This is a genomic window from Rhodococcus sp. IEGM 1307, from assembly GCF_030056915.1.
Classification (GTDB): Bacteria; Actinomycetota; Actinomycetes; order Mycobacteriales; family Mycobacteriaceae; genus Rhodococcus_F; species Rhodococcus_F opacus_D.
In genome coordinates this window covers 290,449-317,430 of sequence record NZ_JASHKW010000006.1, presented here as the reverse complement: position 1 = coordinate 317,430, position 26,982 = coordinate 290,449, and the positions used below count along the sequence as shown (strand labels likewise).

General features: G+C 69.8%; 1 protein-coding gene. It reads left to right on the top strand.

Annotated features, from left to right (window positions below; all coding sequences use genetic code 11):
- The first annotated feature begins 92 nt into the window (after positions 1–92).
- Positions 93–26,879 (top strand): non-ribosomal peptide synthase/polyketide synthase, encoded by a 26,787-nt coding sequence (locus QM841_RS14340; protein ID WP_283332478.1) that lies wholly within the window; start codon positions 93–95, stop codon positions 26,877–26,879.
- Positions 26,880–26,982 lie beyond the last annotated feature (103 nt).

Below are 26,982 nucleotides of genomic sequence, written 5' to 3'. Positions count from 1 at the left end.
CGATCAGTACAGCGTGGGAGACCGGCGTCGGTTGGTCCGTCTCACGCGCAGGACTTGCGCATCCAAGGTCTTCTACCCGCTGGGGGAACGAGATGACGACTGTGAATTCGCCGCAGCCGAATAACGGCGCCGAAGATGTGAACGTTCCCGAAGGGGCCTTCCCGCTCTCCTCGGTGCAACGCAGCATGTGGTTCGCCCAACAACTGAGCCCCACCGTTCCGAAGTTCATCGCCCAGTACATCGAGTTGCGGGGCGAGATCGACCTGGACCTGTTGAGCGATGCGGCGGTCCGGGCGGGTCAGGAGTTCCAGTCGCCGTTCCTGCGACTGCTGGACGTCGACGGGGAGCCCTACCAGGCGGTCGATTTCAGCATCGACCCGTCGATCGGCTTCCTCGACTTCCGGGGCGAGTCCGACCCGATGGCTGCCGCGCAGGTGTGGATCGACGAGGATTACGCGACGCCGCTCCGGCTCACCCGGGACCGGCTCGTCGAGATGAACGTTCTCCAGGTCGGTGAGCAGCACTACCTGTGGTACACCAGGATTCACCACGTCGCGCTCGACGGATACAGCGGTATGACCATGGTGAACCGGATCGCGGCGCTGTACACGGCGGCGGTCGAGGGCACCGAACCGGAACCGAACCGTGCGCTGGATCTGCGCGACCTCTACGAGCTGGACCAGAAGTACCGGGCGTCGAGCCGCTTCGAGAACGACCGGTTGTACTGGGCCGAACGCATTGTCGGCATCGAGCACGGGTCGACGCTCGCCACCCACGACGCGCCCGCGGCGGCGAAGAGCCGGCTCGAGAGCGCGAAGATCTCCGACACCGCACTGGGTTTCCTCGGAGAGTCGGATCAGCGGGTCGGCGCCACGTCGGCGGCGGTACTGCTCGCCGGGTTCGCCTGCTATCTGTCCCGGATGACGGGCAAGCGGGACGTGCTCATCAACCTGCCGGTGTCGGCGCGCACCACGGCGCCGTTGCAGCGTTCCGGTGGCATGCTCGTCAACGTCGCCCCGCTGCGGATCACCGTCCGCCCGGAGGACACGGTGGCCGAGCTCGTGCAGCGAACGCAGCTCGAACTGATGGGTGCGCTACGCCATCAGCGGTGCAGCCTCGAGGACATCCGCCGCGATGCCGGGCTCGCCGGGACCGCGGAGGGCCTCGCCGGCCCGATGGTGAACGTCATGCTGTTCCACCAGGCGTTCACTCTCGGCACGGTCACGGGCGAGTACCACATCGTGACATCGGGCCCGGTGGACGACCTGCTGGTCAACATCTATCAGAGCGGTGACGGGCAGACGCTCCTCGATTTCCGCGGCAACCCCAACCGGTACGGCTCGGAGGAGTTGCGCGCCCACCACCGCAGGTTCGTGGAACTGGTCGAGGAGTTCGTCACGGCCGAGCCGCAGACACGGACCGCCGACATTCACGCCGAGAGTGCGCGCCTCGGCGCGCGGTTCCTCGAGCGGGAGGCCCAGCTCGCGTTCTGGAAGCGGGAGTTGGCCGGCCTGCCGGAGGTGACGGCACTGCCACTGGATCGGCCGCGTCCGGTTGAGCGGGCCGGGGCCGGCGAGGTGGTCGGGTTCGCCGTCGACGCGGACGTGCAGCGCCGCGCGGCACTGCTTGCCGAGGAGGCGGGCACCGGGATCTTCACCACGCTGCACGCCGCGCTGGCCGTACTCCTGGGCCGGCTGGGCGACACCGACGACGTCGTGATCGGAACGCCGGTCGTCGGGCGCGAGGCTTCCGACTCCGACGACCCGGAAGCCGGAGCATTCTTCAACAAGACCGTCCTGCGGTCGCAGGTGGACACCGCAACGTCGTTCGTCGACCACCTGAGCCGGGTCCGGGACGCCGACCGGGCCGCGTTCGCGCATGCGGCGCTGCCCTTCGACGATCTCGTCGCCACCCTCGGGGCCGAATCCGATCCCTCGCACGCCCCCCTGTTCCAGGTGATGCTCGAATTCACCGACGGTGGCCATCCGCACTACTCGTCCGGGGACGTGACGGTCAGCCCGATCCAGCGCGAACACCGCGCGCTGGGGCTGGATCTCGTGTTCTCCCTCACCGAATCGGAGACGGGCGGCATCATCGGCCGGTTGCGGTTCGCGACGGACGTGTGGGACCGCGCCGGCGCGGAGGCCCTGGCCGCGCGCTTCGTTCGCATCCTGCAGACGGTGACGGCGGACCCCGCCGCACCGATCGGGGACGTCGACCTCCTCGAGCAGGTCGAATACGCGGAACTCGCGCCGGTCCGCGACGAACCGTCGGTCGAGCCCCGCACGCTGCCCGCGTTGCTCGCGCGCGCCGTCGAGGCGGGCGGCGACGGGGACGCCCTCGTCTACCAGGGACGCACCCTGACCTACCCCGAACTCGACGCGCAGTCGGACCGTCTCGCCCGCATGCTGATCGGACACGGTGTGGGACCGGGTTCGGTTGTGGCGCTGGCGATCGCGCGGTCGATCGAATCGGTGCTGGCCACCTGGGCGGTCGCGAAGTCCGGGGCCGCGTTCGTCCCGGTCGACCCGAACTATCCGCCCGATCGCATCGAGCACATGCTCACCGATTCCGGTGCGGTCGTCGGTCTCACCGTGGCGGCGCACCGGTCGTCGCTGCCGGAGATCACGCCGTGGTTCGTGATGGACGACGCGTCGTTCGGCCGGGACCTGGCGCAGCACGCGGCCGGCACGGTCGCCGACCCCGACCGCCTGCGGCCGCTGCGGACCGCGGATCCGGCCTACCTGATCTACACGTCCGGTTCCACCGGCACACCCAAGGGTGTCGTCGTCACTCACATCGGCCTGGCCAATTTCGCCGAGGACGAGCGGCAGCGGTTCGCCGTGACCGCGGAGTCCCGCACCCTGCACTTCTCCTCACCGAGTTTCGACGCGTCCATCCTGGAACTGCTTCTCGCGGTGGGTGCCGGCGCCACGATGGTGGTGGCGCCGTCGACGGTGTACGGCGGTACCGAACTCGCGGACCTGTTGCGTCGGGAACGGGTGACGCACGCGTTCGTGACCCCCGCCGCGCTGGCATCCGTCGATCCGACCGGCCTCGACCACATCCGGTGCGTCGTCACCGGTGGTGAGAGCTGTCCTCCTGCGCTGGTGGCGCAGTGGGCGCCGGGGCGGGTCATGTTCAACGCATACGGCCCGACCGAGGCCACCGTCGTCGCGAGCGTGGCCGGACCGTTGACGGTCGGTGAACCGGTGACGATCGGCCGCCCGTCCCGCGGTTGCGCTCTGCTGGTGCTCGATTCGCGGTTGCACCCCGTCCCGAGAGGGGTCCCCGGTGAGCTGTACATCACCGGTGACGGTGTGGCACGCGGGTACCACAATCGGTCGATCCCGACGGCCGAACGGTTCGTCGCCGACCCCCACGGGGCGCCCGGCGAGCGGATGTACCGCACCGGCGACCTGGCACGGTGGAACGCTGCCGGACAGCTGGAATACCTGGGCCGCACCGACTTCCAGGTGAAGATCCGCGGGTTCCGCATCGAACTCGGCGAGATCGACGCCGTCGTCCGCTCGCATCCGAGTGTGGCGTTCGCGACCACGGTCGGACGGACCGCACCGTCCGGCGACACCGTGCTGGTGACGTACGTGCTCCCCGAGGGCGGGACGGACATCGTCGTCGGCGACATCCTCGAGCACGCCGCGGCCGCGCTGCCCGCGCACATGGTGCCCGCCCGGGTGATGGTGCTCCGCGAGGTCCCGCTGACCCCGGCGGGCAAACTCGACCGGAAGGCGTTGCCGGAACCGCAGTTCGAGGCCACCTCCACCGTCTACCGGGCGCCGGTGACCCCGACCGAGATGCAGATCGCGGAGGTGTTCGCGGCGCTTCTGGGAGTCGAGCGCATCGGCGTCGACGACAGCTTCTTCGACCTGGGCGGCGACTCCCTCGTCGCGACTCGCGTGGTGTCCCGGGTCAACGCGGCCCTGAGCACGGAGATCGGGGTGCTCGATCTGTTCGAGGCGCCCAGCGTCGCGTTGCTCAGTGCCCGCGTCGACGCTCTCGGGCCCCGCACCTCCGCCCGCCCCGTGCTCGCTCCGCGGGCCGGGTCCGGCCCGGTGCAGGTGTCGCTGGCGCAGCAGCGGATGTGGTTCATCAACCAGCTCGACACGGCCTCGCCCGCATACAACATTCCCGTCGGCATCCGGCTGCGCGGCACGCTCGAGGTGGACGCGCTGCGGACCGCGGTGAGTGACGTCCTCGCCCGGCACGAGTCGCTGCGGACGGTGTTCCCGAACACCCCCAACGGTCCCATTCAGGTGGTTCTGCCGGTCGCCGAGGTGAGCCCGCACCTCGACGCGGTCGAGGTGGCCGAGAACGAGCTCGAATCCCGCCTGATCGCCGACGCCGCAACCGGTTTCGACGTCACCGTCGAACCGCCGATCCGGGCGGAGCTCTACCGCACCGCGACCGACGATCACGTGCTGGTGTTCGTGGTGCACCACATCGCCGCCGACGGCCTGTCGATGACACCGCTGACCCGGGACGTGATGGTGGCCTACCACGCCCGCGCCGCAGGCGACACGCCGCAGTGGGCACCGCTCGAGGTGCAGTACGCCGATTTCGCGGTGTGGCAGCGCGAGCTGCTCGGTTCCCCCGACGATCCGACGAGCCTCCTCGCCCGCCAGCTGGCGTTCTGGGCCCGCACGCTCGACGGCGCCCCCGAGGTCATGGACCTGCCGACCGACCGGCCGCGCCCGGCCCGGCAGTCGATGATCGGCGCCACCGCCGACTTCTCGATCCCGGCGCGCATCCACGCCGCGCTGCTCGAGATCGCGGGCGCCAACGACGCCAGCCTGTTCATGGTGGTGCACGCCGCCCTCGCGGTCCTGCTGTCCCGGTCGAGCGGCTCGTCCGACGTGTCGATCGGATCCCCGGTCTCCGGTCGTGGCGAACGCCAACTCGACGACGTCGTCGGCATGTTCGTCAACACCGTCGTCCTGCGCACCACCGTCGACCCCGATCGGAGCTTCCCCGAGATCCTCTCCCACACCCGCTCCGTGGATCTGGAGGCGTTCAGCAACACCGATCTGCCGTATGAGCGGCTCGTCGACGAACTGAAGCCGACCCGCTCCGAGGCACATTCACCGCTGTTCCAGGTGATGCTGGTGCTGCAGGGATTCGCGAACACGCGGCTCGAGCTGCCCGGGCTCGACGTGGAGGTCGAGGCCCTCGAGACCGGCGCCGCCAAGTTCGACCTGCAGGTCATCCTCACCGAGCACACCGAGGAATCCGGCGCCCCGGGTGCGATCGACGTCCAATTCTCGTACGCGTCGGAACTGTTCGACCCGCCGACGATGACGGCGCTGGCCGAACGCTTCGTCACCTTGCTCGAGACCGTCACCGCCGGTTCGGACGCGAAGGTCGGCGATATCGACCTGATCGGTGCGGACGAGACCCACCGGATGCTCGAGCAGTGGATCGACACGGACGTCGCCGTGCCGGACTCGGCGACCTTGGTCAGCCTGTTCGAGGCGCAGGTGGCCCGGACCCCGGACGCCGTGGCCGTCGTGTTCGCCGAAGAGGAACTGCTGTACGCGGAATTCGATGCCCGCGCCAACCGGCTGGCACGCGAACTCCTTGCCCGCGGCGTCGGACCCGAATCCCGGGTCGCCATCGCCCTGCGCCGTTCACTCGAGCTGATGATCGCGATCTACGCGGTCGAGAAGACCGGGGCAGCGTACGTTCCGCTCGACCCCGATCACCCCGCCTCGCGAATCGCCTACGTGATCGAGAGCGCCGAGCCCGCATGCGTTCTCACCTCCTCCCGCGACCGGTGCGAGGGCGTCGACGGCGCGGCCGGTGCGTCCGTGATCGAGATCGACACCCTGAACCTGTCCCGGCGGCCGAGTACCCCGATCACCGACGCCGAGCGGGGCGGTCCGATCCACCCCGATTCGACCGCCTACGTGATCTACACGTCCGGATCGACGGGCCGTCCCAAGGGGGTCGCCGTCAGCCACCGCGCGATCGTGAACCGCTTGCTGTGGATGCAGGACACGTACCGGATGGACCACACGGACGTGGTGCTGCAGAAGACACCCGTCACGTTCGACGTGTCCGTGTGGGAATTGTTCTGGCCCCTCGAGGTCGGTGCGCGACTCGTCCTCGCCGCGCCGGACGGTCACCGCGACCCGACCTACCTGTCCCACATCATCGCCGACCACCAGGTCACCACCATGCACTTCGTGCCGTCGATGCTCGCGGTGTTCACGGCAGGCGCCGAACCGGAACTCTGCGGTTCGCTGCGCCAGGTGTTCTGCAGTGGTGAGGCGCTGCCGCCCGCCACCGCCGACGCGTTCCGGGAATTCGGGTCCGCGGCGCTGCACAACCTGTACGGCCCGACGGAGGCCGCGGTCGACGTCACCTACTGGGAGTGCACGGAAGGCGACCGGGCCTCGGTCCCGATCGGGGCGCCCGTGTGGAACACGCAGGTGTACGTCCTCGACTCCCGGCTGCACCCCGTGCCGGTCGGCGTGCACGGCGAGCTGTACCTGGCCGGCATCCAGCTGGCCCGCGGCTATGTCGGCCGCAGCGATCTGACGTCCGACCGGTTCGTGGCGAACCCGTTCGGCGCGCCGGGACAGCGGATGTACCGCACCGGCGACGTCGTCCGCTGGCGTGCCGACGGCAACATCGAGTACATCGGACGCCGCGACTTCCAGGTCAAGCTCCGCGGTCAGCGCATCGAACTCGGCGAGGTCGAGGCGGCCGTGCTGGCGCACCCGTCGGTGGCGCAGGCGGTCGTGACCGTGCACCGCAGCGAGGCCACCGGCGAAAGCCTTGTCGGCTACGTGATTCCCGTGGCCGGCGCCGACATCGACACCGCCGTCGTGCGCGACGCGGCGGCGGAGGCGCTGCCCGCCTACATGGTGCCGACCCGGATCATCGTGCTCGACCGGTTCCCGCTCGGGGCGACCGGCAAGCTGGACCGGGGAGCCCTGCCCGAGCCGGAGTTCCTCAGCCCGTCCGCAGAATTCGTCACCCCGCGGAACCCGATCGAGGAGATCCTCGCGTCGATCTTCGCGGATCTGCTCGACGCGCCCCGGATCGGTGTGTACGACAGCTTCTTCGACCTCGGCGGCAACTCACTGGTGGCCACCCGGCTGGTGGCGCGGGTGAACGCCGCGCTGGGCAGCCGGATCGGGGTCCGGGAGATCTTCGACGCCCCGACCGTCGCGACCCTGGCAACCCGGATCGAATCCGAGGCCGTTCAGGGGGCCGAACGCCCGCCGCTGGTGGCCGGGGTGCGCCCCGACCGACTGCCGGTCTCGCTGGCGCAGAAGCGCATGTGGTTCATCAACCAGTTCGACCTCGACTCCCCGGCCTACAACATCGCGCTCGCGGTGCGGTTGACGGGCGACCTCGACGAGGACGCGATGCAGGACGCCGTCGCCGACGTGATGGACCGGCACGAGTCGTTGCGCACCCGGTTCCCGATGGTGGAGGGCGAACCCGTCCAGGTGATCCTGCCGACCGAGGACGTGGTGCCCGATCTGTCGCCGATCGCGACGACGGAAGCAGAACTGCCCGAGCACATCTCGCGACTCGCGGGCGCCGGGTTCGACGTCACCGTGTCGGTGCCGGTGCGCGCCGCCCTGTTCCGTACCGATCCCGGCGAGCACGTTCTCGTCATCGTCGTCCACCACATCAGCGCCGACGGCTTCTCCATGGCCCCGCTCGCCCGGGACGTGATGACCGCCTACGCGGCCCGCACCGGGGGACAGGCACCGGACTGGACGCCGCTGCCGGTGCAGTACGCCGACTTCGCGCTCTGGCAGCACCGGGTGCTCGGCAACGCCGACGACCCCGACAGCCTGCTGGCCGCCCAGCTCGACTACTGGACGCACACGCTCGCCGGGCTTCCGGAACTCCTCGCGCTGCCGACGGACCACCCCCGGCCGGTGCAGCAGTCGATGCGCGGCGGCATCCACTCGTTCAGCATCGACCCGCAGGTGCACGGCCGGTTGATCACGACTGCTCGCGAACACAATTCGAGTGTGTTCATGGCCGTGCACGCGGCGCTCGCCGTGCTCCTGGCGCGGCTGGGCGACACGGACGACGTGTCGGTGGGCACCCCCATCGCAGGTCGTGGCGACGCCGCCCTGGACGACATGGTCGGCATGTTCGTCAACACCCTGGTGCTGCGCACCCCGGTCGAACCGGCCGGCACGTTCACCGATCTGCTGTCCACGGTCCGCGACACCGACCTGAGCGCGTTCCACCACGCGGATCTGCCGTTCGAGCGGCTGGTCGACGCGATCTCACCCGAACGCGCGACGTCGCATTCGCCGCTGTTCCAGGTGGTGCTCGAGTTCCGCAACAACGAGCGCCCGCGGCTGGAGCTGCCCGGGTTGACCGTCACCGGCCTCGACCTGGCCACCGACATCTCCAACTTCGACCTGCAACTCACCCTCACCGAGGAATTCGGGGTGTCGGGGGAGCCCGCCGGGATCTCCGCGGCCTTCACGTACGCGTCGAGCCTGTTCGACGCGTCCACGATCGCCGGCTTCGCCGACTACCTGCAGCGGATCTTCGACGCGGTGACGTCCGAACCGGGCATGGCCGTCGGTGACATCGACCTGATGGTGGCGTCCGAACGTGCGGCCCTCACCCCGGTGATGGACGGGCCCGACGCCGAACCGCGGACCCTGCCCGAACTGCTCGCGGCCGCGGCCTCCGTGGATCCCAAGGCGGCCGCGCTGTCCTACGAGGGCCGTGAGGTGACGTACCGCGATCTCGACGAGCGGTCGAACCGTCTCGCCCGCTTGCTGATCGGGCGCGGCATCGGCCCGGAATCGGTGGTGGCGCTGGCGCTGGCGCGGTCGCCGGAGTCGGTGCTGTCACTGTGGGCCGTCGCCAAAACGGGTGCCGCGTTCGTCCCGGTCGACCCGAACTACCCGACCGACCGGATCGTCCACATGCTCAGCGACTCCGGTGCGGCGCTCGCGCTCACCGTCGCCGAGTTCCGTCCCACGCTGCCGGACTGCACGTCCTACGTCGTGGTCGACGCACCCGGATTCGACGACGAGGTGAGCGCGCACTCCGCCGCGGTCGTCACCGACGCCGACCGGACACACCCGCTCGCGCTGGAGAACCCGGCCTACCTGATCTACACGTCCGGGTCCACCGGCACCCCGAAGGGCGTCGTCGTCACCCACCGCGGCCTGGCGAACTTCGCCACCGACGAACGCGTCCGCTTCGGGGTCACGCCGCGGTCGCGCACGCTGCACTTCTCGTCGCCGAGCTTCGACGCGTCGATCCTGGAATTGCTGCTCGCGGTCGGCTCCGGCGCGACCATGGTGATCGCTCCGGCGTCCGTCATCGGCGGCACCGAACTCGCCGACGTGCTCCGGGAAGGCCGGGTCACGCACGCGTTCGTCACCCCGGCGGCCATGGCGTCCGTGGACCCCGCGGGCCTCGACCAGCTCGAGTGCGTCGCCACCGGCGGCGACGTGTGCCCGCCGGAGCTGGTGGCGCAGTGGGTGACCGGGGGCAGGCGGATGTTCAACGCCTACGGCCCCACCGAGGCGACGGTCGTGTCCAGCGTGACGGGACCGATGATTCCCGGTGAGGGCGTCACCATCGGCCGTCCGCCGATGGGAACCGGGGAGATGGTGCTCGATTCACGCCTGCACCCGGTGCCCAACGGGGTGACCGGCGAACTGTACGTCACCGGTTCCGGTCTGGCCCGCGGCTACAAGGACCGGGCGGGCACGACGGCGGAGCGTTTCGTCGCCAACCCGTACGGCGGCCTCGGGGCCCGCATGTACCGGACCGGCGACCTGGCGCGCTGGAACGGTGCCGGCCAGCTCGAGTACCTGGGCCGCAGCGACTTCCAGGTGAAGATCCGCGGTTTCCGCATCGAACTCGGCGAGATCGAGACCGCCCTCACGCGCTACCCGGGGGTCGCCCGTTCGGTGGTGTCCGCGCACCAGGGCAGCACCGGAGCCAACCGGCTCGTCGGGTACCTCGTCCCCACGGCGGGCGCGGAACTCGACCCGGAAGCCGTCCTCGATTTCGTCGGCGGATTCCTCGCCCCGTACATGGTGCCGTCCGCGCTGATCGTCCTCGACGAGTTGCCGCTCACCCCCGCAGGCAAGCTGGATCGCCGCGCGCTGCCGGAACCCGACTTCGGCGCCCGGGTGTCGACCGGCCGCGCGCCGGTGTCGGAGATGGAGGAGGTGCTCGCCGGACTGTTCGCCGAGGTCCTCGGTCTGGAATCGGCCGGTGTCGAGGACTCGTTCTTCGCCCTCGGCGGCGACAGCATCATGTCGATCCAGTTGGTGGCCCGCGCGAAGGCGGCGGGTGTGGTGCTGACCCCGCGGGACGTGTTCGAGGCCAAGACCGTTGCCGGTCTCGCCGCGGTGGCGTCGTGGGTGGGGGCCGCCGACATCGTCGTCCTCGACGAACTGCCCGGTGGCGGAGTCGGCGACATGCCGACCACCCCGATCACGAAGTGGCTGCTCGAACGGGGCGGCGAGTTCAACCGCATGTCGCAGTCGGCGCTGCTGACCGCACCGCCGAACCTGCGCGAACTCGAACCCCTGAGCGCCACGTTCCAAGCCGTCCTCGACCGGCACGACATGCTGCGCGCGCAGCTGATCGTCTCCGCCGAGGACTCGCACCTCGCCGTCCGCCCGGTCGGCGCGGTCGACGCACAGGACCTGATCCGCCGGGTCCCCGTGTCCACGGCCCCGGGAACCCCGGCGTTCGCGGCGACGGTGATCGCGGAACTCGACGCCGCGCTGGACCGACTCGATCCCGCGGCCGGCGTCATGGTGCAGGTGGTGTGGTTCGACGCCGGGGAATCCGGCGGCCGCCTGCTCGTCGTCGCGCATCACCTCGTCGTCGACGGTGTGTCGTGGCGCATCCTCGTCCCCGACCTCGCGACCGCCTGGGCGCAGATCTCGGCAGGCCAGGAACCGGTCCTCGAACAGGTCGGCACGTCCATGCGCCGGTGGGCGCACGGACTGGTCGACGAGGCGGCGAACCGGGCAGCCGAACTGGACCTGTGGCAGCGCATCCTCGACTGCGAGGACCCACTCGTCGGCAGCCGCCCGCTCGACCCCGACATCGACGTCAACGCGACCGTCGGCCGCGTCACCGTGCAGCTGCCCGCCGAGGTCAGCGAAGCCGTCCTCACGGCCCTGCCGGAGGCCATCCACGGCAGCGTGAACGACGGACTCCTCACCGCGCTGGCGATGGCGGTCACCCAGTGGCGGCGCACCCGCGGCCACACCCTGCACGGCCGGTCCGTCGACGGGACCCTGGTGAGCCTCGAGGGTCACGGCCGTGAAGACCAGGTCGTGCCGGGCGCCGATCTGGGCCGCACCGTCGGCTGGTTCACAGCGATGTTCCCGGTGCGTCTCGACCTGTCCGGCATCGACCTCGACGACGCGTTCGACGGCGGAAAGGCCGCCGGCTCCGCGATCAAGGCGATCAAGGAACAACTGCTCGCGATCCCGGATCACGGCATGGGTTACGGCATGCTGCGGTACCTCAACGCCGACACCGCCCCGCTGCTCGCGGCCCGCTCGCTGCCGCAGATCAGCTTCAACTACCTGGGACGCTTCGCCGCCGACCTGTCCGAGGCGGCCACCCGCGCCGGCTGGACGCCGACCGGTGAAGTCGACATGGACCGTGCGCAGGACCTCGACACCCCGGTCACCTCGGCCATCGACGTCAACGCGGTCACCACCGAGGTGGAGGACCGGCCTCAACTGCGCGCCACCTGGGCGTACGCGGCCGGTGTCCTGACCGTCGCCGAGGTCCGGGAACTCGCCGAACTGTGGGTCCGGGCGCTCACCGCGCTCACCACGTACGCGGCCCGCCCCGACGCCGGCGGCGTGACCCCGTCCGACCTCGAACTGGTCAGCCTCGACCAGGACGCCATCGACCGCATCGAATCGCGCTTCCCGGCGCTGTCCGACATCTGGTCGCTGTCGCCGCTGCAGTCCGGACTGCTCTTCCACGCACTGCTGGCCGATCAGACGATCGACTCGTACACGGTGCAGGTGACTCTCGAACTGCGCGGTGCCGTGCCGTCCCGCATGCGGGTGGCCGGGCAGGCCCTGCTCGACCGGCACGCGAACCTGCGGGCGTCGTTCGTCTACGACGAGGGCGGCACCCCGGTTCAGGCGATCCACGGGTACGCCGAGCTGCCCTGGACGGAGATCGACCTGTCCGGGCTGGACGCGGAGAGCCGCGAGGCCGAGATCGTGCGACTCCTCGACGCCGACCGGCGCCGCGGGTTCGACATGGCCACCCCGCCGCTGTTGCGGTTCATGCTGATCCAGATCGGTGGGGACGAGCAGCGCCTGATCATCACCAACCACCACATCCTGCTCGACGGCTGGTCGATGCCGCTGCTGATCCGCGACCTCCTGACCCTGTACGCCACGGAGGGTGACGCCACGGCGCTGCCGCGGGTGCACCCGTACCGCGACTACCTCGCGTGGATGTCGCACCGCAGCACCGAGGACTCCCTCGGTGTGTGGCGGCGTGCCCTCGCCGGGGTGGAGGAGCCGACGCTGCTCGCGCCCGCCGACGCGTCGGTGCAGAGCGACACGCAGTCCAATGAACTGCTCGTCGAACTCGACGTCGACCGGACCGATCAGCTGAGTGTGCTCGCACGCGAGCACGGTCTGACCCTCAGCACCCTGATCCGCACCGCGTGGGGAATCGTGCTGGGCGGCTTGGTCGGTCGCTCCGATGTGGTCTTCGGTGGGACGGTGTCCGGTCGGCCTCCGCAGATCGCGGGGATCGAGTCGATGGTGGGCCTGTTCATCAACACCCTGCCGGTGCGCGTGGTTCTCGACCCGCGGGAAACGCTGGGGGAGTTGCTCGAACGCATCCAGGGCGAGCAAGCCGCGCTGCTCGACCACCATTACGTCGGACTGACGGACATTCAGTCGGTGGCCGGTCCCGGTGCCGGTTTCGACACGCTGACCGTGTTCGAGTCGTATCCCGTCGATCGGGAAGGGCTGACCGAGCAGACCGACATCGCCGGCATGCACGTCCTCGACGTGCACGACAGCGCGAACGCCGCCCACTACCCGCTCGCGCTGATCGCCTCGGCGCACGAGAACCTGCAGCTGAAGCTCGAGTACGTCGAGGAGCTGTTCGACCGGGCCGACGTGGAGCGGATCGGCGACCGGATCGTCCGGGCGCTGATCGCGCTCGCCGAGCATCCCGGGATGAAACTGGCGCAGCTGCGTCTGCTCACCGACGTCGAGGAGGCCGAACTGGTTCCGGCCCGCGGCCCGTCCGGCCGCTCCGTGCGAACACTGCCGCAGATGTTCACCGACACGGCCGCCGCCGCGGGGGACGCGACCGCACTCGTGTTCGGGGACCGCCGGATGTCCTACCGGGAACTGGACGAACGGTCCAACCAGCTCGCGCGTCTGCTCATCGACCGCGGCGTCGGCCCGGAAGACATCGTGGCCCTGGGTATCTCACGGTCCATCGAATCGGTCCTGGCGGTCTGGTCGATCACCAAGACCGGCGCGGCGTTCGTTCCGGTCGATCCGACCTACCCGCGTGAGCGGGTCGAGCACATGGTCACGGATTCCGGGTGCACGTTCGGTCTCCGCCTGGACGCCGACCACGGCCGGCTCCCCGACGCGGTCAGCTGGCTGACCCTCGACGACGCCGAGACCGCGACGGCCGTTCGGGCGATGTCCACCGACACCGTCACCGACGACGACCGCGTCGCGCCCCTGCGCTTCGCACACCCGGCGTACGTCATCTACACGTCCGGCTCCACCGGCAAGCCGAAGGGCGTGGTGGTCAGCCACCGCGGTCTCGACAATTTCGCCGAGGAGCAGCGGACCCGCTACGCGACCGATTCCACGTCGCGGGCGTTGCACTTCTCCTCACCGAGCTTCGACGCCTCGGTCCTCGAATACCTGCTGTCGTTCGCCGTCGGCGCGACCATGGTGATCGTGCCGCCGTCCGTGTACGGCGGCGAGGAACTCGCGGAGTTGATCCGCAGCGAGAGCGTCACCCACGGGTTCGTCACCCCCGCGGCGCTGGCCTCCGTCGACCCCGAGGGGCTCGACGTGTTCCAGAACGTGGTCGCCGGCGGCGAGGCCGTCCCGCCGGAACTGGTGACCCGCTGGGCGCCGGGCCGCACCATGTACAACGGCTACGGTCCCACCGAGACCACCATCATGAGCAACCTCAGCGACCACCTGCAGGCGGGGGAGACGGTCACCATCGGTGCCCCCGTCCGCGGCGTCTCCGAGGTGATTCTCGACTCGCGGCTGCAACCGGTCTCCGTCGGCGTCGCCGGCGAGCTCTACATCTCCGGTGAGGGCCTGGCCCGCGGCTATCATGCACGCGCCGGGCTGACCAGCGAGCGGTTCGTCGCCAACCCCTACGGCGGGCCGGGCGACCGGATGTACCGCACCGGCGACCTCGCGCGGTGGCGGTCCGATCACACGGTCGAATACCTGGGCCGCACCGACTTCCAGGTGAAGATCCGCGGGTTCCGCATCGAGCTCGGCGACATCGACAGCGCGCTCGCCGCGCATTCGTCCGTGGCGTTCGCCGTCACCCTCGGGCGTCCCGGCCCCGCCGGCGACACCGTACTCGTCTCCTACGTGCTGCCGGAGACCGAGTCGGCACTCGAACCGCCGGAACTGAAGGAGTGGACGGCGAACCTGCTGCCCGCACACATGGTGCCGTCCAGCATCATGATCCTGGACGAGATCCCGCTCACCCCCGTCGGCAAGCTCGATCGGGCAGCGCTGCCCGAACCGCAGTTCCTGCCCACGTCGGACGACTTCCGGCCGCCGTCGACGGTCCTCGAACACACGATCGCCGACGTCATCACCACCGTCCTGGGCATCGAACGGGTCGGCATCGACGACAACTTCTTCGACATCGGCGGAAACTCGCTGATCGCGACCCGTGTCGCCGCGCGCCTGACCGCGGAACTGGACACCGACATCGGTGTCCGCACCCTGTTCGAGGCGCCGACGATCCATCAGCTGGCTCGCCTCATCGAGTCGACGGCATTCGCACCCGCGCAGGACGGCGCCCACGTCCGGATCCCGCTCGGCCCGATGCCGCGGCCCGCGCACGTGCCGGTGTCCCTGGCGCAGAAGAGGATGTGGTTCCTCAACCAGTTCGACACGTCGTCGGCGGCCTACAACATTCCCCTGGCCGTGCGGCTGACCGGTCACCTGGACGTGGAGTCGCTGCGCGCGGCGGTGACGGACGTCTTCGTCCGCCACGAATCGTTGCGGACCGTGTTCCCGTCCCACGACGGCGAACCGACCCAGGTGGTCCTCTCGCCGGGTCAGTGGACGCCGAACCTCGAGATCGTCGAGGTGTCCGAGGACGAACTGAGGGAGCACATCGCCGGTCTCGCGACCGCCGGCTTCGACGTGACGGCCGACGTGCCGATGCGGTCGGCGCTGTTCGCACTCGCCCCCGACGACCACGTGCTCGTCATCGTGGTGCACCACATCTGCGCCGACGGGTTCTCGCTCACCCCGCTCGCCCGGGACGTCATGACCGCCTACGCCGCCCGCATCGCGGGGAGCGCACCGCAGTGGAACCCACTGTCGGTGCAGTACGCCGACTACACCCTGTGGCAGCTGCAACTGCTGGGCGACGAGAGCGACGCCGAATCGCTGATCTCCCAGCAACTCCGGTACTGGACGGATCAGCTGGCCGACCTGCCCGAACTCCTGCAGCTGCCCACCGACCGGGCGCGGCCGGTCCAGCAGTCGTTCCGCGGTGCGCAGGTCGACTTCACGATTCCGGCGGACGTGCACCGGGCGCTGGCGGCGTTGGCGCGCAAGCACAACTCCACCATGTTCATGGCCGTCCACGCGGCCCTGTCGGTGCTGCTGTCGGCGCTCTCGTCGACCGAGGACATCGCGGTCGGCACACCCATCGCCGGCCGCGGTGACGCGGCACTCGACGACATGGTCGGCATGTTCGTCAACACCCTGGTGCTGCGGAGCGCTGTCGACCCGGCGGCGGGTTTCGGCGCCCTGATGGATCAGGTGCGGGCCACCGACCTGGCCGCGTTCCACCATTCGGACCTGCCGTTCGAGCGGCTCGTCGACGTTCTCGCGCCGGAGCGCTCCACCGCGCACTCGCCGCTGTTCCAGGCGCTGCTCGAGTTCCGGAACAACGAGACGCCGCGGCTCGAGCTCCCGGAACTGACCGCGGCCGCCGTCGATTTCGATCTCGAGGTCGCCAAGTTCGACCTGCAGCTCAGCGTCGAGGAAGGATTCGACGCGGACGGGGTGGCGTCGGGTATCGCCGCGTCGTTCATCTTCGCCACCGATCTGTTCGACGCCGGCACCGTCCGGACGTTCGCCGACCGGTTCCTGCGCATCCTCGGTGCCGTCACCTCCGACCCGCTGGCCCCGGTCGGGGACATCGTGATCACCGACGCCGCCGAGCGGTCGGCGATGGCGACCGAATGGAACACCGCCGGACTCGACGCGGGCACCGACACCCTCGCGGACCGGTTCGCCCAGAGCGTGGCCCGGTTCCCCGACGCCACGGCCGTGACGTCGGAGGACGTGGCACTGACGTACGCGGAGCTCGACGCCCGGTCGAACCGGCTGGCCCGCCTGCTCATCTCCCAGGGAGTGGGGACGGAAACGCTGGTGGCCGTGGCGCTTCCACGCACCTGCGATCTGATCATCGCCCTGCTGGCGGTGATCAAGACCGGCGGCGGCTACCTGCCCGTCGATATCACCTACCCGGCGGACCGGCTGGCGTTCGTGTTCGAGGACGCCGCACCGAACTGTGTCATCACCACCACGGGGGACGTCTCCGCCCTGCCGGATTCGGAGACCCCGGCGATCCTGCTCGACGACCCCGAGACCACCGCCGACCTCGCGCAGCAGTCGCCGGCGACGATCACCGACGCCGACCGGCTGGCGCCGCTCGACTCCGCGTCGGTGGCGTACGTCATCTACACCTCCGGGTCGACGGGCCGCCCCAAGGGCGTGGTCGTCTCGCACCGCAACGTGCTGACGCTGTTCGCGAACACGCAGCCGCTGTACGGGTTCGACGAGAACGACGTGTGGACGATGTTCCACTCGTACGCGTTCGACTTCTCCGTGTGGGAGCTGTGGGGTCCGCTGCTCTATGGCGGCCGACTCGTCGTCGTCGACTACTACACGGCGCGGTCGCCGGAAATGTTCCACGAACTCCTGCGGAACGAGCAGGTCACCGTACTCAACCAGACCCCGACCGCGTTCTACCAGCTCGCCGAGACCGACCGCATCGTCTCGGAGATCGACGTGAACGCGGCGGCACTGGCCCTGCGGTACGTGATCTTCGGTGGTGAGGCGCTCGACCTCGGACAGCTCGGCCGCTGGTACTCGCGGCACGACGACTCCGCCCCGACGCTGGTGAACATGTACGGCATCACCGAGACGACGGTCCACGTCAGCTACCTCGCGCTCGACCGCGAATTCGCCGAGTCCGCGTCGGCCAGCGTGATCGGCCGCGGAATCGCCGGGCTGCACGTCCACGTCCTCGACCGGCGCCTGCACCCGGTTCCCCCGGGCACCATCGGGGAGATGTACGTGTCGGGTGACCAGGTGACCCGCGGCTACCTCGGCCGGGCCGGGCTCAGTTCGACCCGGTTCGTGGCCGACCCGCTCCGGCCCGGGGCCCGGATGTACCGCACGGGTGACCTGGCGCGCTGGAACACCGACGGCCAGCTCGAGTACCTGGGCCGCAGCGACTTCCAGGTCAAGATCCGTGGTTTCCGCATCGAACTCGGCGAGATCGAATCCGCGCTGCTCCGGTACCGCGGCATCGCCCAGGCCGTCGTCCTCACCCGCGACGACGGGCACGGCGGTCACCGGCTGATCGGCTACGTGGTTCCGGAATCCGGCGCCACCGTCGAGGTGTCGTCCGCGCTCGAGTTCGTCGGCACCCAGCTCACCTCGTACATGGTGCCCGCCACCCTGGTGGTGCTCGACGCACTGCCGTTGACGAGCAACGGCAAACTCGACCGCCGCGCGTTGCCGGAACCCGACTTCGGGGCCCGGGTGTCGGCGGGCCGCGCCCCGGCCACGGAGATGGAAACCGTCCTTGCCGGTCTGTTCGCCGAGGTACTCGGTCTGGAATCGGTGGGTGTGGACGACTCGTTCTTCGCACTCGGCGGCGACAGCATCATGTCGATCCAGTTGGTGGCCCGGGCGAAGGCCGCCGGCGTGGTGCTCACCCCGCGGGACGTGTTCGAGGCCAAGACCGTTGCCACGCTCGCCGAGGCCGCCTCCTGGGCGGGCGCCGCCGACGTGGTGGTCCTCGACGAACTGCCGGGCGGCGGGATCGGCGAGATGCCGGTCACCCCGATCACCGCGTGGCTGCTCGAACGCGGCGGCGACTTCCGCCGCTACACCCAGACCGCGCTGCTGTCCCTGCCCGCCGCGGCCGACGAGACACTGCTGAAGCGCACGATCGCGGCCGTCGTGGATCACCACGACATGCTGCGGGCGCGTCTCCTCGGTGCCGAGCCGCAGTGGCGGATCGAGGTGCAGGCCGTGGGCGCGGTCGACGTCGACGACGTGCTGCACCGCGTCGAGGTCGCGTCGGTGGTCGGTTCCGGGTTCGCGGAGGTCGCGACCCGTGAACTCGATGCCGCGGCAGGACGACTGGACCCCGAGGCCGGGGTCATGCTGCAGATGGTGTGGTTCGACGCCGGCGACGAGGGCGGGCGGCTGCTGGTCGTGGCCCACCACCTGGTGGTCGACGGTGTGTCGTGGCGGATCCTCGTCCCCGACCTGGCGACCGCGTGGGCGCAGGTCTCCGCCGGTCAGGAACCGGCCCTCGAACCGGTCGGCACGTCGATGCGGCGCTGGTCGCACGGCCTCGTCGAGGCGACACGCGAACGCGCCGGCGAGATCGAACTGTGGCGCCGGGTGCTCGAGGCCGACGACCCGCTCATCGGATCGCGTCCGCTCGACGCCGCGGTCGACGTGGCCGGGACCGTCGAGAAGGTGACCGTGGAGGTGCCCGCCGACGTGACGGACGCACTGCTCACGCGTGTTCCCGAGGCGTTCCACGGCGGCGTCAACGACGGACTGCTCACCGCGCTGGCGCTGGCACTGGCCCAGTGGCGGCGCACCCAGGGCGACTTCACGCGCGAATCGCTGGTCAGCCTCGAAGGCCACGGCCGCGAGGACCAGGTGCTGCCGGGCGCCGACCTGGGCCGCACCGTCGGCTGGTTCACGGCGATGTTCCCGGTGCGCCTGGACCTGTCGGGCATCGACCTCGACGACGCGTTCGCCGGTGGCAAGGCCGCGGGGTCCGCGGTCAAGGCGATCAAGGAACAGTTGCTGGCCATCCCGGATCACGGCATCGGCTACGGCATGCTCCGCTACCTGGACCCGGAGAGCGCGGATCAACTGCGGGCGCTGGCGAAGCCGCAGGTCACGTTCAACTACCTGGGCCGGCTGGGCGGCGCGACGTCCACCGACATCCACGGTCACGCCTGGGTTCCGGTGACGGACACGAAGCTCGACGACATCCCCGCCTCCGACATCCCGGTGGCGTCGGCGCTCGACATCAACGCCGTCACCGGCACCGGGGCCGACGGCAACCGGCTGCGGGCCACGTGGGCGTTCCCGACCGGGGTCCTCACCCCGTCCGAGGTCCGCGCACTCGCCGACCTGTGGGTGCAGGCGCTGACCGCGCTGACCACCCACGTCGCGCGGCCCGACGCCGGCGGTGTGACCCCGTCCGATCTGGACCTGGTCACCCTCGACCAGGACGCGATCGACCGGCTCGAGGCCCGGTTCCCGGCACTGTCGGACATCTGGTCGCTGTCACCGCTGCAGTCCGGGCTGCTGTTCCACGCCCAGTTCTCGGACGCCTCGGTCGACCCGTACCTGGTGCAGCTGGCGCTGAAACTGCGCGGAAACATCGACCCGGACCGGATCCGCCGGGCCGGACAGGCCCTGCTGGACCGGCACCCCAACCTGCGGGCCGCGTTCGTCCACGACAGTGCGGGCGCCTCCGCGCAGATCATCCAGCAGCACGTGGAACTGCCGTGGTCGGAGTTCGACCTCTCGGCACTCGACCCCGACGAGACCACCCGCGAATACGACCGGATCGTGGCACGGGACCGGTCGGTGAAGTTCGACATGGCGAACGCGCCGCTGCTGCGGCTGGCCCTCGTCCGGCTCACCGAGGAGGACTACCGGCTGATCCTGACCAACCACCACATCCTGCTCGACGGCTGGTCGACTCCGCTGGTCATCCGCGACCTGCTGACGCTGTACGCGTTGGACGCCGACGGCAGCCTGCTGCCCCGGGTCCACTCCTACCGCGACTACCTGTCGTGGATGAAGCGCCACGACACCACGGACTCCCTCGACGCCTGGCGCACCGCGCTCGACGGGGTCGAGGGGCCGACCCTCCTTGCCCCGCTGGAGCGGGGTGAGGCGCACTCCGTCGTCGCGGAGGAGACCGCCTTCACACTGTCGGTGGAGCAGACCACCCGGTTGCGGGACCTGAGCCGGGAACGCGGGCTCACCCTCAACACCGTCGTCCAGACGGCGTGGGGAATCGTGCTGGGCGGCTTGATCGGCCGCTCCGACGTGGTGTTCGGCGGTACGGTCTCGGGCCGGCCGCCGCAGATCGCGGGCATCGAATCGATGGTGGGTCTGTTCATCAACACCCTGCCGGTGCGGGTGACCCTCGACCCGTGGGAGTCGCTGGGCGAGCTGCTCGAACGTGTGCAGAGCGAACAGGCCGCACTGCTCGATCACCACTACCTGGGTCTGACCGACATCCAGTCGGCGGTCGGCGGCGGCGGTGCCTTCGACACGCTGACCGTGTTCGAGTCGTACCCGGTCGACGAGGCGGGGCTGACGGAACAGACCGACATCGCCGGGATGTTCGTCACCGGCATCGACGGCAAAGACTCCGCGCACTACCCGCTCGCCGTCGTCGCCTCCGGGGACGCGCGGCTGAACTTCAAGTTCGAGTACCTCCCCGAGGTCTTCGAGGAAAGCGCGGTCGACGAGATCGCGGACCGGCTGCAGCGGGTGCTCGACGCCCTCGCCGACCGACCCGAGATTCCGCTCGCCCACATGCAACTGCTCACCGAGGCCGAACTCGCCGAGTTCGCGCCGGTGCGCGGCCGTCCCGGGTTCTCCGTCCGGACGCTGCCGCAGATCTTCGAGGACGCGGCCGCCCTGGATCCGAACCGCACGGCGCTGACGTTCGAGGGCCGCAACGTGTCCTACCGGGAGCTCAACGAACGCTCCAACCAGCTCGCGCGGGTGCTCATCTCCCGCGGCGCCGGCCCGGAGACGTTCGTGGCGCTCGGCATTCCCCGATCGATCGAGTCGGTCCTCGCCGTGTGGGCGGTGGCCAAGACGGGTGCCGCATTCGTCCCCGTCGACCCGAACTACCCGATGGACCGCATCGAGCACATGCTCACCGATTCGGGTGCCACCATCGGATTGACCATGGCCGCGTACGAGAAGGCGCTGCCCGACTCGGTGCCGTGGCTGCAGCTCGACTCGCCCAAATTCGAAAAGGCCTGCCAGTCGAAACCGGCTCTGCCGGTGGCCGATTCGGATCGGCGGTCGCCGATAAGCCTCGACAACGCCGCCTACATCGTCTACACCTCCGGTTCGACGGGGAAGCCGAAGGGCGTCGTGGTCACCCACGAGGGCCTCGACAACTTCGCCGAGGACCAGCGGCAGCGTTTCGCCGCCGCGCAGACGTCCCGCACCCTGCACTTCTCGACGCCCAGCTTCGACGGGTCGGTGTTCGAGTACCTGCAGGCCTTCGGGGTCGGCGCCACGATGGTGATCGCCCCGCCAACGGTGTACGGCGGAGCGGAACTGGCCGAACTGATCAGGTCCGAACACGTCACCCACGCGTTCGTCACCACCGCGGCGCTGTCCACGGTCGACCCGACGGGGCTCGACGAATTCCAGCACGTCGTGTTCGGCGGCGAGGCGTGCCCGCCGGAACTGGTGACCCGCTGGGCGCCCGGCCGGCAACTGTCCAACGCGTACGGACCCACCGAGACCACGGTGATGGCGAACATCAGTGACCCGATGACGGTGGGCGACCCCATCACCCTCGGCGGCCCGATCCGCGGAGTCGGTGAGCTCGTGCTGGATTCACGTCTCCAGCCGGTGCCCGTCGGGGTGCCCGGCGAGCTGTACATCACCGGTGCCGGTCTCGCCCGCGGCTACCACCGGCGCCCGGAACTGAGCAGCCAGCGGTTCGTCGCCAACCCGTTCGGGGAGGCGGGGGAGCGGATGTACCGCACCGGCGACATCGTCCGGTGGCGCGCCGACCACACCGTCGAGTACGTGGGCCGCAGCGACTTCCAGGTGAAGATCCGCGGTTTCCGCATCGAACTCGGCGAGATCGACAACGAGATCGCCACGTTCCCCGGGGTCAGCTTCGCCGCGACCCTCGGTGTTCCCGGCCCGTCCGGTGACACGGTGCTGGTGACCTACCTGCTGCCCAACACGGCCGGCGGCGTCGATCCGGCCGAACTCACCGCGCACCTGTCGACCCGGCTCCCCGCGCACATGGTGCCGACGAGCGTCATGTTCCTGGACGAGATCCCGTTGACCCCGGTGGGCAAACTGGACCGGTCGGCGCTGCCCGCCCCCGAGTTCCACGTCACCACCACCGAGTTCCAGCCGCCGACCAACGACCTCGAACGCAAGATCGTGGACATCTTCGCCGATGTCCTCGGTGTCGAACGGATCGGTATCGACGACAACTTCTTCGATCTCGGCGGAAACTCGCTGGTCGCCACCCGTGTCACGGCGCGGTTGCGGGATGCCCTCGACACCGACATCGGTGTGCGTGCCCTGTTCGAGGCCCCCGACGTCCGGTCGCTGGCCGCACGCGTCGCCGACAGTGTGAGCGGCGGCGCCCGCCCGGCCCTCGCGCCGGTCGAACGGCCCGACCGGATTCCGCTGTCGCTGGCGCAGAAGCGGATGTGGTTCCTCAACCAATTCGACACGTCCTCACCGGCCTACAACATTCCGTTGGCCGTCCGGCTGACCGGAACCCTGGACGAGGACGCCCTGCGGCTGGCGATGGCCGACGTCCTCGAACGGCACGAGACGCTGCGCACCGTCTTCCCGACGGTCGACAACGAACCGACCCAGCGGATCCTGCCCGCCGCCGATGCGCAACCGGGCGTCGACACCGTCGCGGTGGCGGCGGAGGACTTGCCGCGGCACATCATGGATCTGGTGTCCCTTGGGTTCGACGTCAGCACCGACGTGCCGGTCCGCGCGGCCCTGTTCCGGATTGCGCCCGACCATCACGTGCTGACGATCGTGGTGCACCACATCAGCGCGGACGGATTCTCCCTGGCGCCGCTCGCCCGCGACGTCATGGTGGCGTACACGTCACGGCTCGGCGGCGACGGCCCGCAGTGGGATCCGCTGCACGTCCAGTACGCCGACTACACGCTGTGGCAGCATGCCGGACTCGGCTCGGAGAACGATCCCGAATCGATGATCAACCAGCAGTTGCGGTTCTGGTCGGAGACGCTGGCCGGGGTGCCGGACGTCATCCAGTTGCCGACCGACCGGCCGCGCCCGATCCAGCAGACGTTCGAGGGTGATCGGGTCGAGTTCGCGATCGACGCCGACCTCCATCAGCGGCTCACGGCACTGGCCCGGGCCAACAACGCCACCATGTTCATGGCCGTCCACGCCGCGCTGGCGGTTCTGCTGTCGAGGCTCGGCAGCACCGACGACGTCGTCATCGGCACCCCCGTCGCCGGGCGCGGTGAAGCCGCACTCGACGACATGGTCGGCATGTTCGTCAACACCCTGGTCCTGCGGAACCGGATCGACCCGGCGTCGACGTTCACCGAACTGGTGCAGCGGATCCGGGAAACGGACCTGGCCGCGTTCCAGCACTCGGATCTGCCGTTCGAGCGCCTCGTCGAGGAGCTCAACCCGACCCGGTCCACGTCGTACTCGCCCCTGTTCCAGGTGGCCCTCGAGTTCCAGAACAACGAGAACCCGACGCTGGAACTGCCGGATCTGCGGGTCGAGAACGTGGACCTCGAAACCAAGGTGGTGAAGGAAGACCTCGAGGTGATCCTCGCCGAGCAGTTCGATCAGGACGGCGCGCCAGCGGGTGTCGCCGGCGGACTCGACTTCGCCGTCTCCCTGTTCGACCGCGGGACCGCACGCTCGATCGCGGACCGGTTCGTCCGGATCCTCGCGGCCGTCACCGCCGACCCGGACCGGCCGATCGGCACCCTCCCGCTGCTCGACGAGGCGGAGATCGAGGAGATGGTCCCGGCGCGCGGCAAGCCCGACGTGCGCCCCGAGGTGTGGCCCGACCTGCTCACGGCCGCCGCGGCACTCGACCCCGATTCGGTGGCGTTGTCCTTCGAGGACCGGCAGGTCACCTACCGTGAACTCGACGAATGGTCCAACCGGCTGGCGCGGGTGCTGTGCGCCCAGGGAGTCGGGCCGGAGACGTTCGTGGCCATCGGAATGCCGCGATCGATCGAGGAAGTCGTGTCGATCTGGTCGGTCGCGAAGTCGGGTGCGGCGTTCGTGCCCGTCGACCCGACCTACCCGCGGGACCGCATCGACTACATGCTGACCGACTGCCGGGCGTCCGTCGGCCTGACCGTCGCCGGCCGTCGCGACAACCTGCCGGACACCGTGTCGTGGCTGGTGCTCGACGACGAGTCCTTCGCCGAGCAGGTCGCGGCCGTCTCCTCGGCGCCGGTCACCGACGCCGACCGCACACGCCCGCTCCATCTGGCCCACCCGGCGTACCTGATCTACACGTCGGGATCGACCGGTAAGCCGAAGGGTGTCATCGTCACTCACCGCGGCATGGCCAACCTCACCGCGGAGGAGCACGAACGGTTCCAGGTCACGCACGAGTCCCGGGTCTCGCATCTGGCGTCCCCGAGCTTCGACGCGTCGATCTTCGAGCTGATGATGGCGTTCGGCGCGTCGGCCCGGGTCGTGATCGTGCCGCCCACCGTCTTCGGTGGCACGGAGCTGGCGGACCTGTTCCGGCGCAACGCGGTGACGCACGCGTTCATCACGCCCACCGCGCTGTCGTCCATCGAGGACGTGGGACTCGAATCGCTCCGTGTCCTCGCGGTGGCCGGTGAGGCCTGCCCGCCGGAGCTGGTGGAGATCTGGGGTAAGCACCGCAACATGCACAACGGCTACGGGCCCACGGAGACGACCATCCAGGCGAGCGTCAGCGCCCCGATGCGTCCGGGTGGCGTCGTGAACATCGGCGCCCCCGCGCTGGGATTCGGTTCGCTGGTCCTCGACGAGCGCCTGCAGCCGGTCCCGGTCGGTGTGCCCGGCGAGCTCTACATCACCGGCCCCGGACTGGCACGCGGGTACCACAACCGGTCGGCGCTGACGTCGGAGCGGTTCGTCGCCTGCCCGTTCGGCGAGCCCGGTCGCCGGATGTACCGCACCGGCGACGTGGTGCGCTGGCGCGGCGACCACACCATCGAGTACATCGGCCGCACCGACTTCCAGGTGAAGGTCCGCGGCTTCCGCATCGAACTCGGTGAGATCGACGCCGTCCTCGCCCGCCACCCCGCGGTCGCGTTCGCGGCCACCATCGGTCACACCGGACCGTCCGGCGACACGCTCCTCGCGTCGTACGTGCGGGCGGCCGAGGGACACGATCTCGAGCCGGCGGAGTTGCGTACCCACGCAGCCGACCGCCTGCCCGCGCACATGGTCCCGTCCGCGGTGGTCGTCCTCGATCAGATCCCGATGACCCCGGTCGGCAAACTCGACCGCAAGGCGCTGCCCGCACCCGAGTTCGGCACCACCGGCGCGGCCTTCCGGGCCCCGACGACGGCGACCGAGCACATCATCGTCGAGGCGTTCGCCGAGGTGCTGGGCGTGGACCGGGTCGGCACCGCCGACAGCTTCTTCGACCTCGGCGGCAACTCGATCGTCGCCACCCGGGTGATCACGGTGCTGCAGGAACGCCTCGGACGGCAGATCCCGTTGCAATCCATGTTCCTGGACCCGACCCCCGCCGGTCTGGCACTGCGCGTCGACACCGAGAACGCGGCCGGGTCGCCGGTCGACGAGGCGCTCGGCGTGGTCATCCCGCTGCGGCCGACAGGGGACAAGCCGCCCCTGTTCTGCATCCATCCCGGGATCGGGCTGTCGTGGGGTTACGCGGGTCTCCTGCAGCACCTCTCGCAGGACCGGCCGGCGTTCGGCCTGCAGTTGCCGATCATCAGCGGTGGCCCGAGCTTCGAGTCGATCGAGCAGCTGGCGCACCAGTACGTGCTGGAGATGCGCAAGGTCCAGGCGCACGGGCCCTACCACCTGCTGGGCTGGTCGCTCGGCGGCGTCATCGCCCACGCGATGGCCGTCGAACTGCGGCGGGAAGGGGAGGCGGTCGACACGCTGGCCGTCATGGACAGCTACGTGACCGACGGGACCGACCAGGGCCCGGAGAGCCTCACCGTGTCCGAGTTGCTCCACGGCCTCGGGCTGGACCTCGAGTCCGTCTCCGAGGAGGAACTCACCTACGAGCGGGCAGTCGAGTTGCTGGACGACGCGTTCGGGCAGAAGACGGGACTGACCCCGAAGCACCTGGAGCGGATCAGCGCCGGATTCACGAACTCCTCGCGGATCATGAACAACTTCCGCCCGCAGGTGTTCGACGGGGATCTGCTGTTCTTCACGGCCGCCGGATCGGCGTCGACGGAACAGCATTCGCCGGACGAGTGGCGGAGTTCCGTCACCGGAGGCATCCGGGAAGTGAAGATCGAGTGCGAGCACAATCAGATGATCGAACCCGAGGTCCTGGCCGTGGTGGGGCCGGTCCTCGAGGATTATCTGAGCGCGCATTGACCCGATTTCGTTGCGTCGGGCCCGCCCTCCATTGCAGTGGCGTAACGGGCGGGCCCGAATACCGATATCTCCTGCGAACTCGGTAACAATCGATCTACGCAAA

Bases quoted from the DNA above. Each gene is read 5' to 3' on its own strand.
- QM841_RS14340 (WP_283332478.1), top strand. From the start codon at position 93: ATGACGACTGTGAATTCGCCGCAGCCGAATAACGGCGCCGAAGATGTG.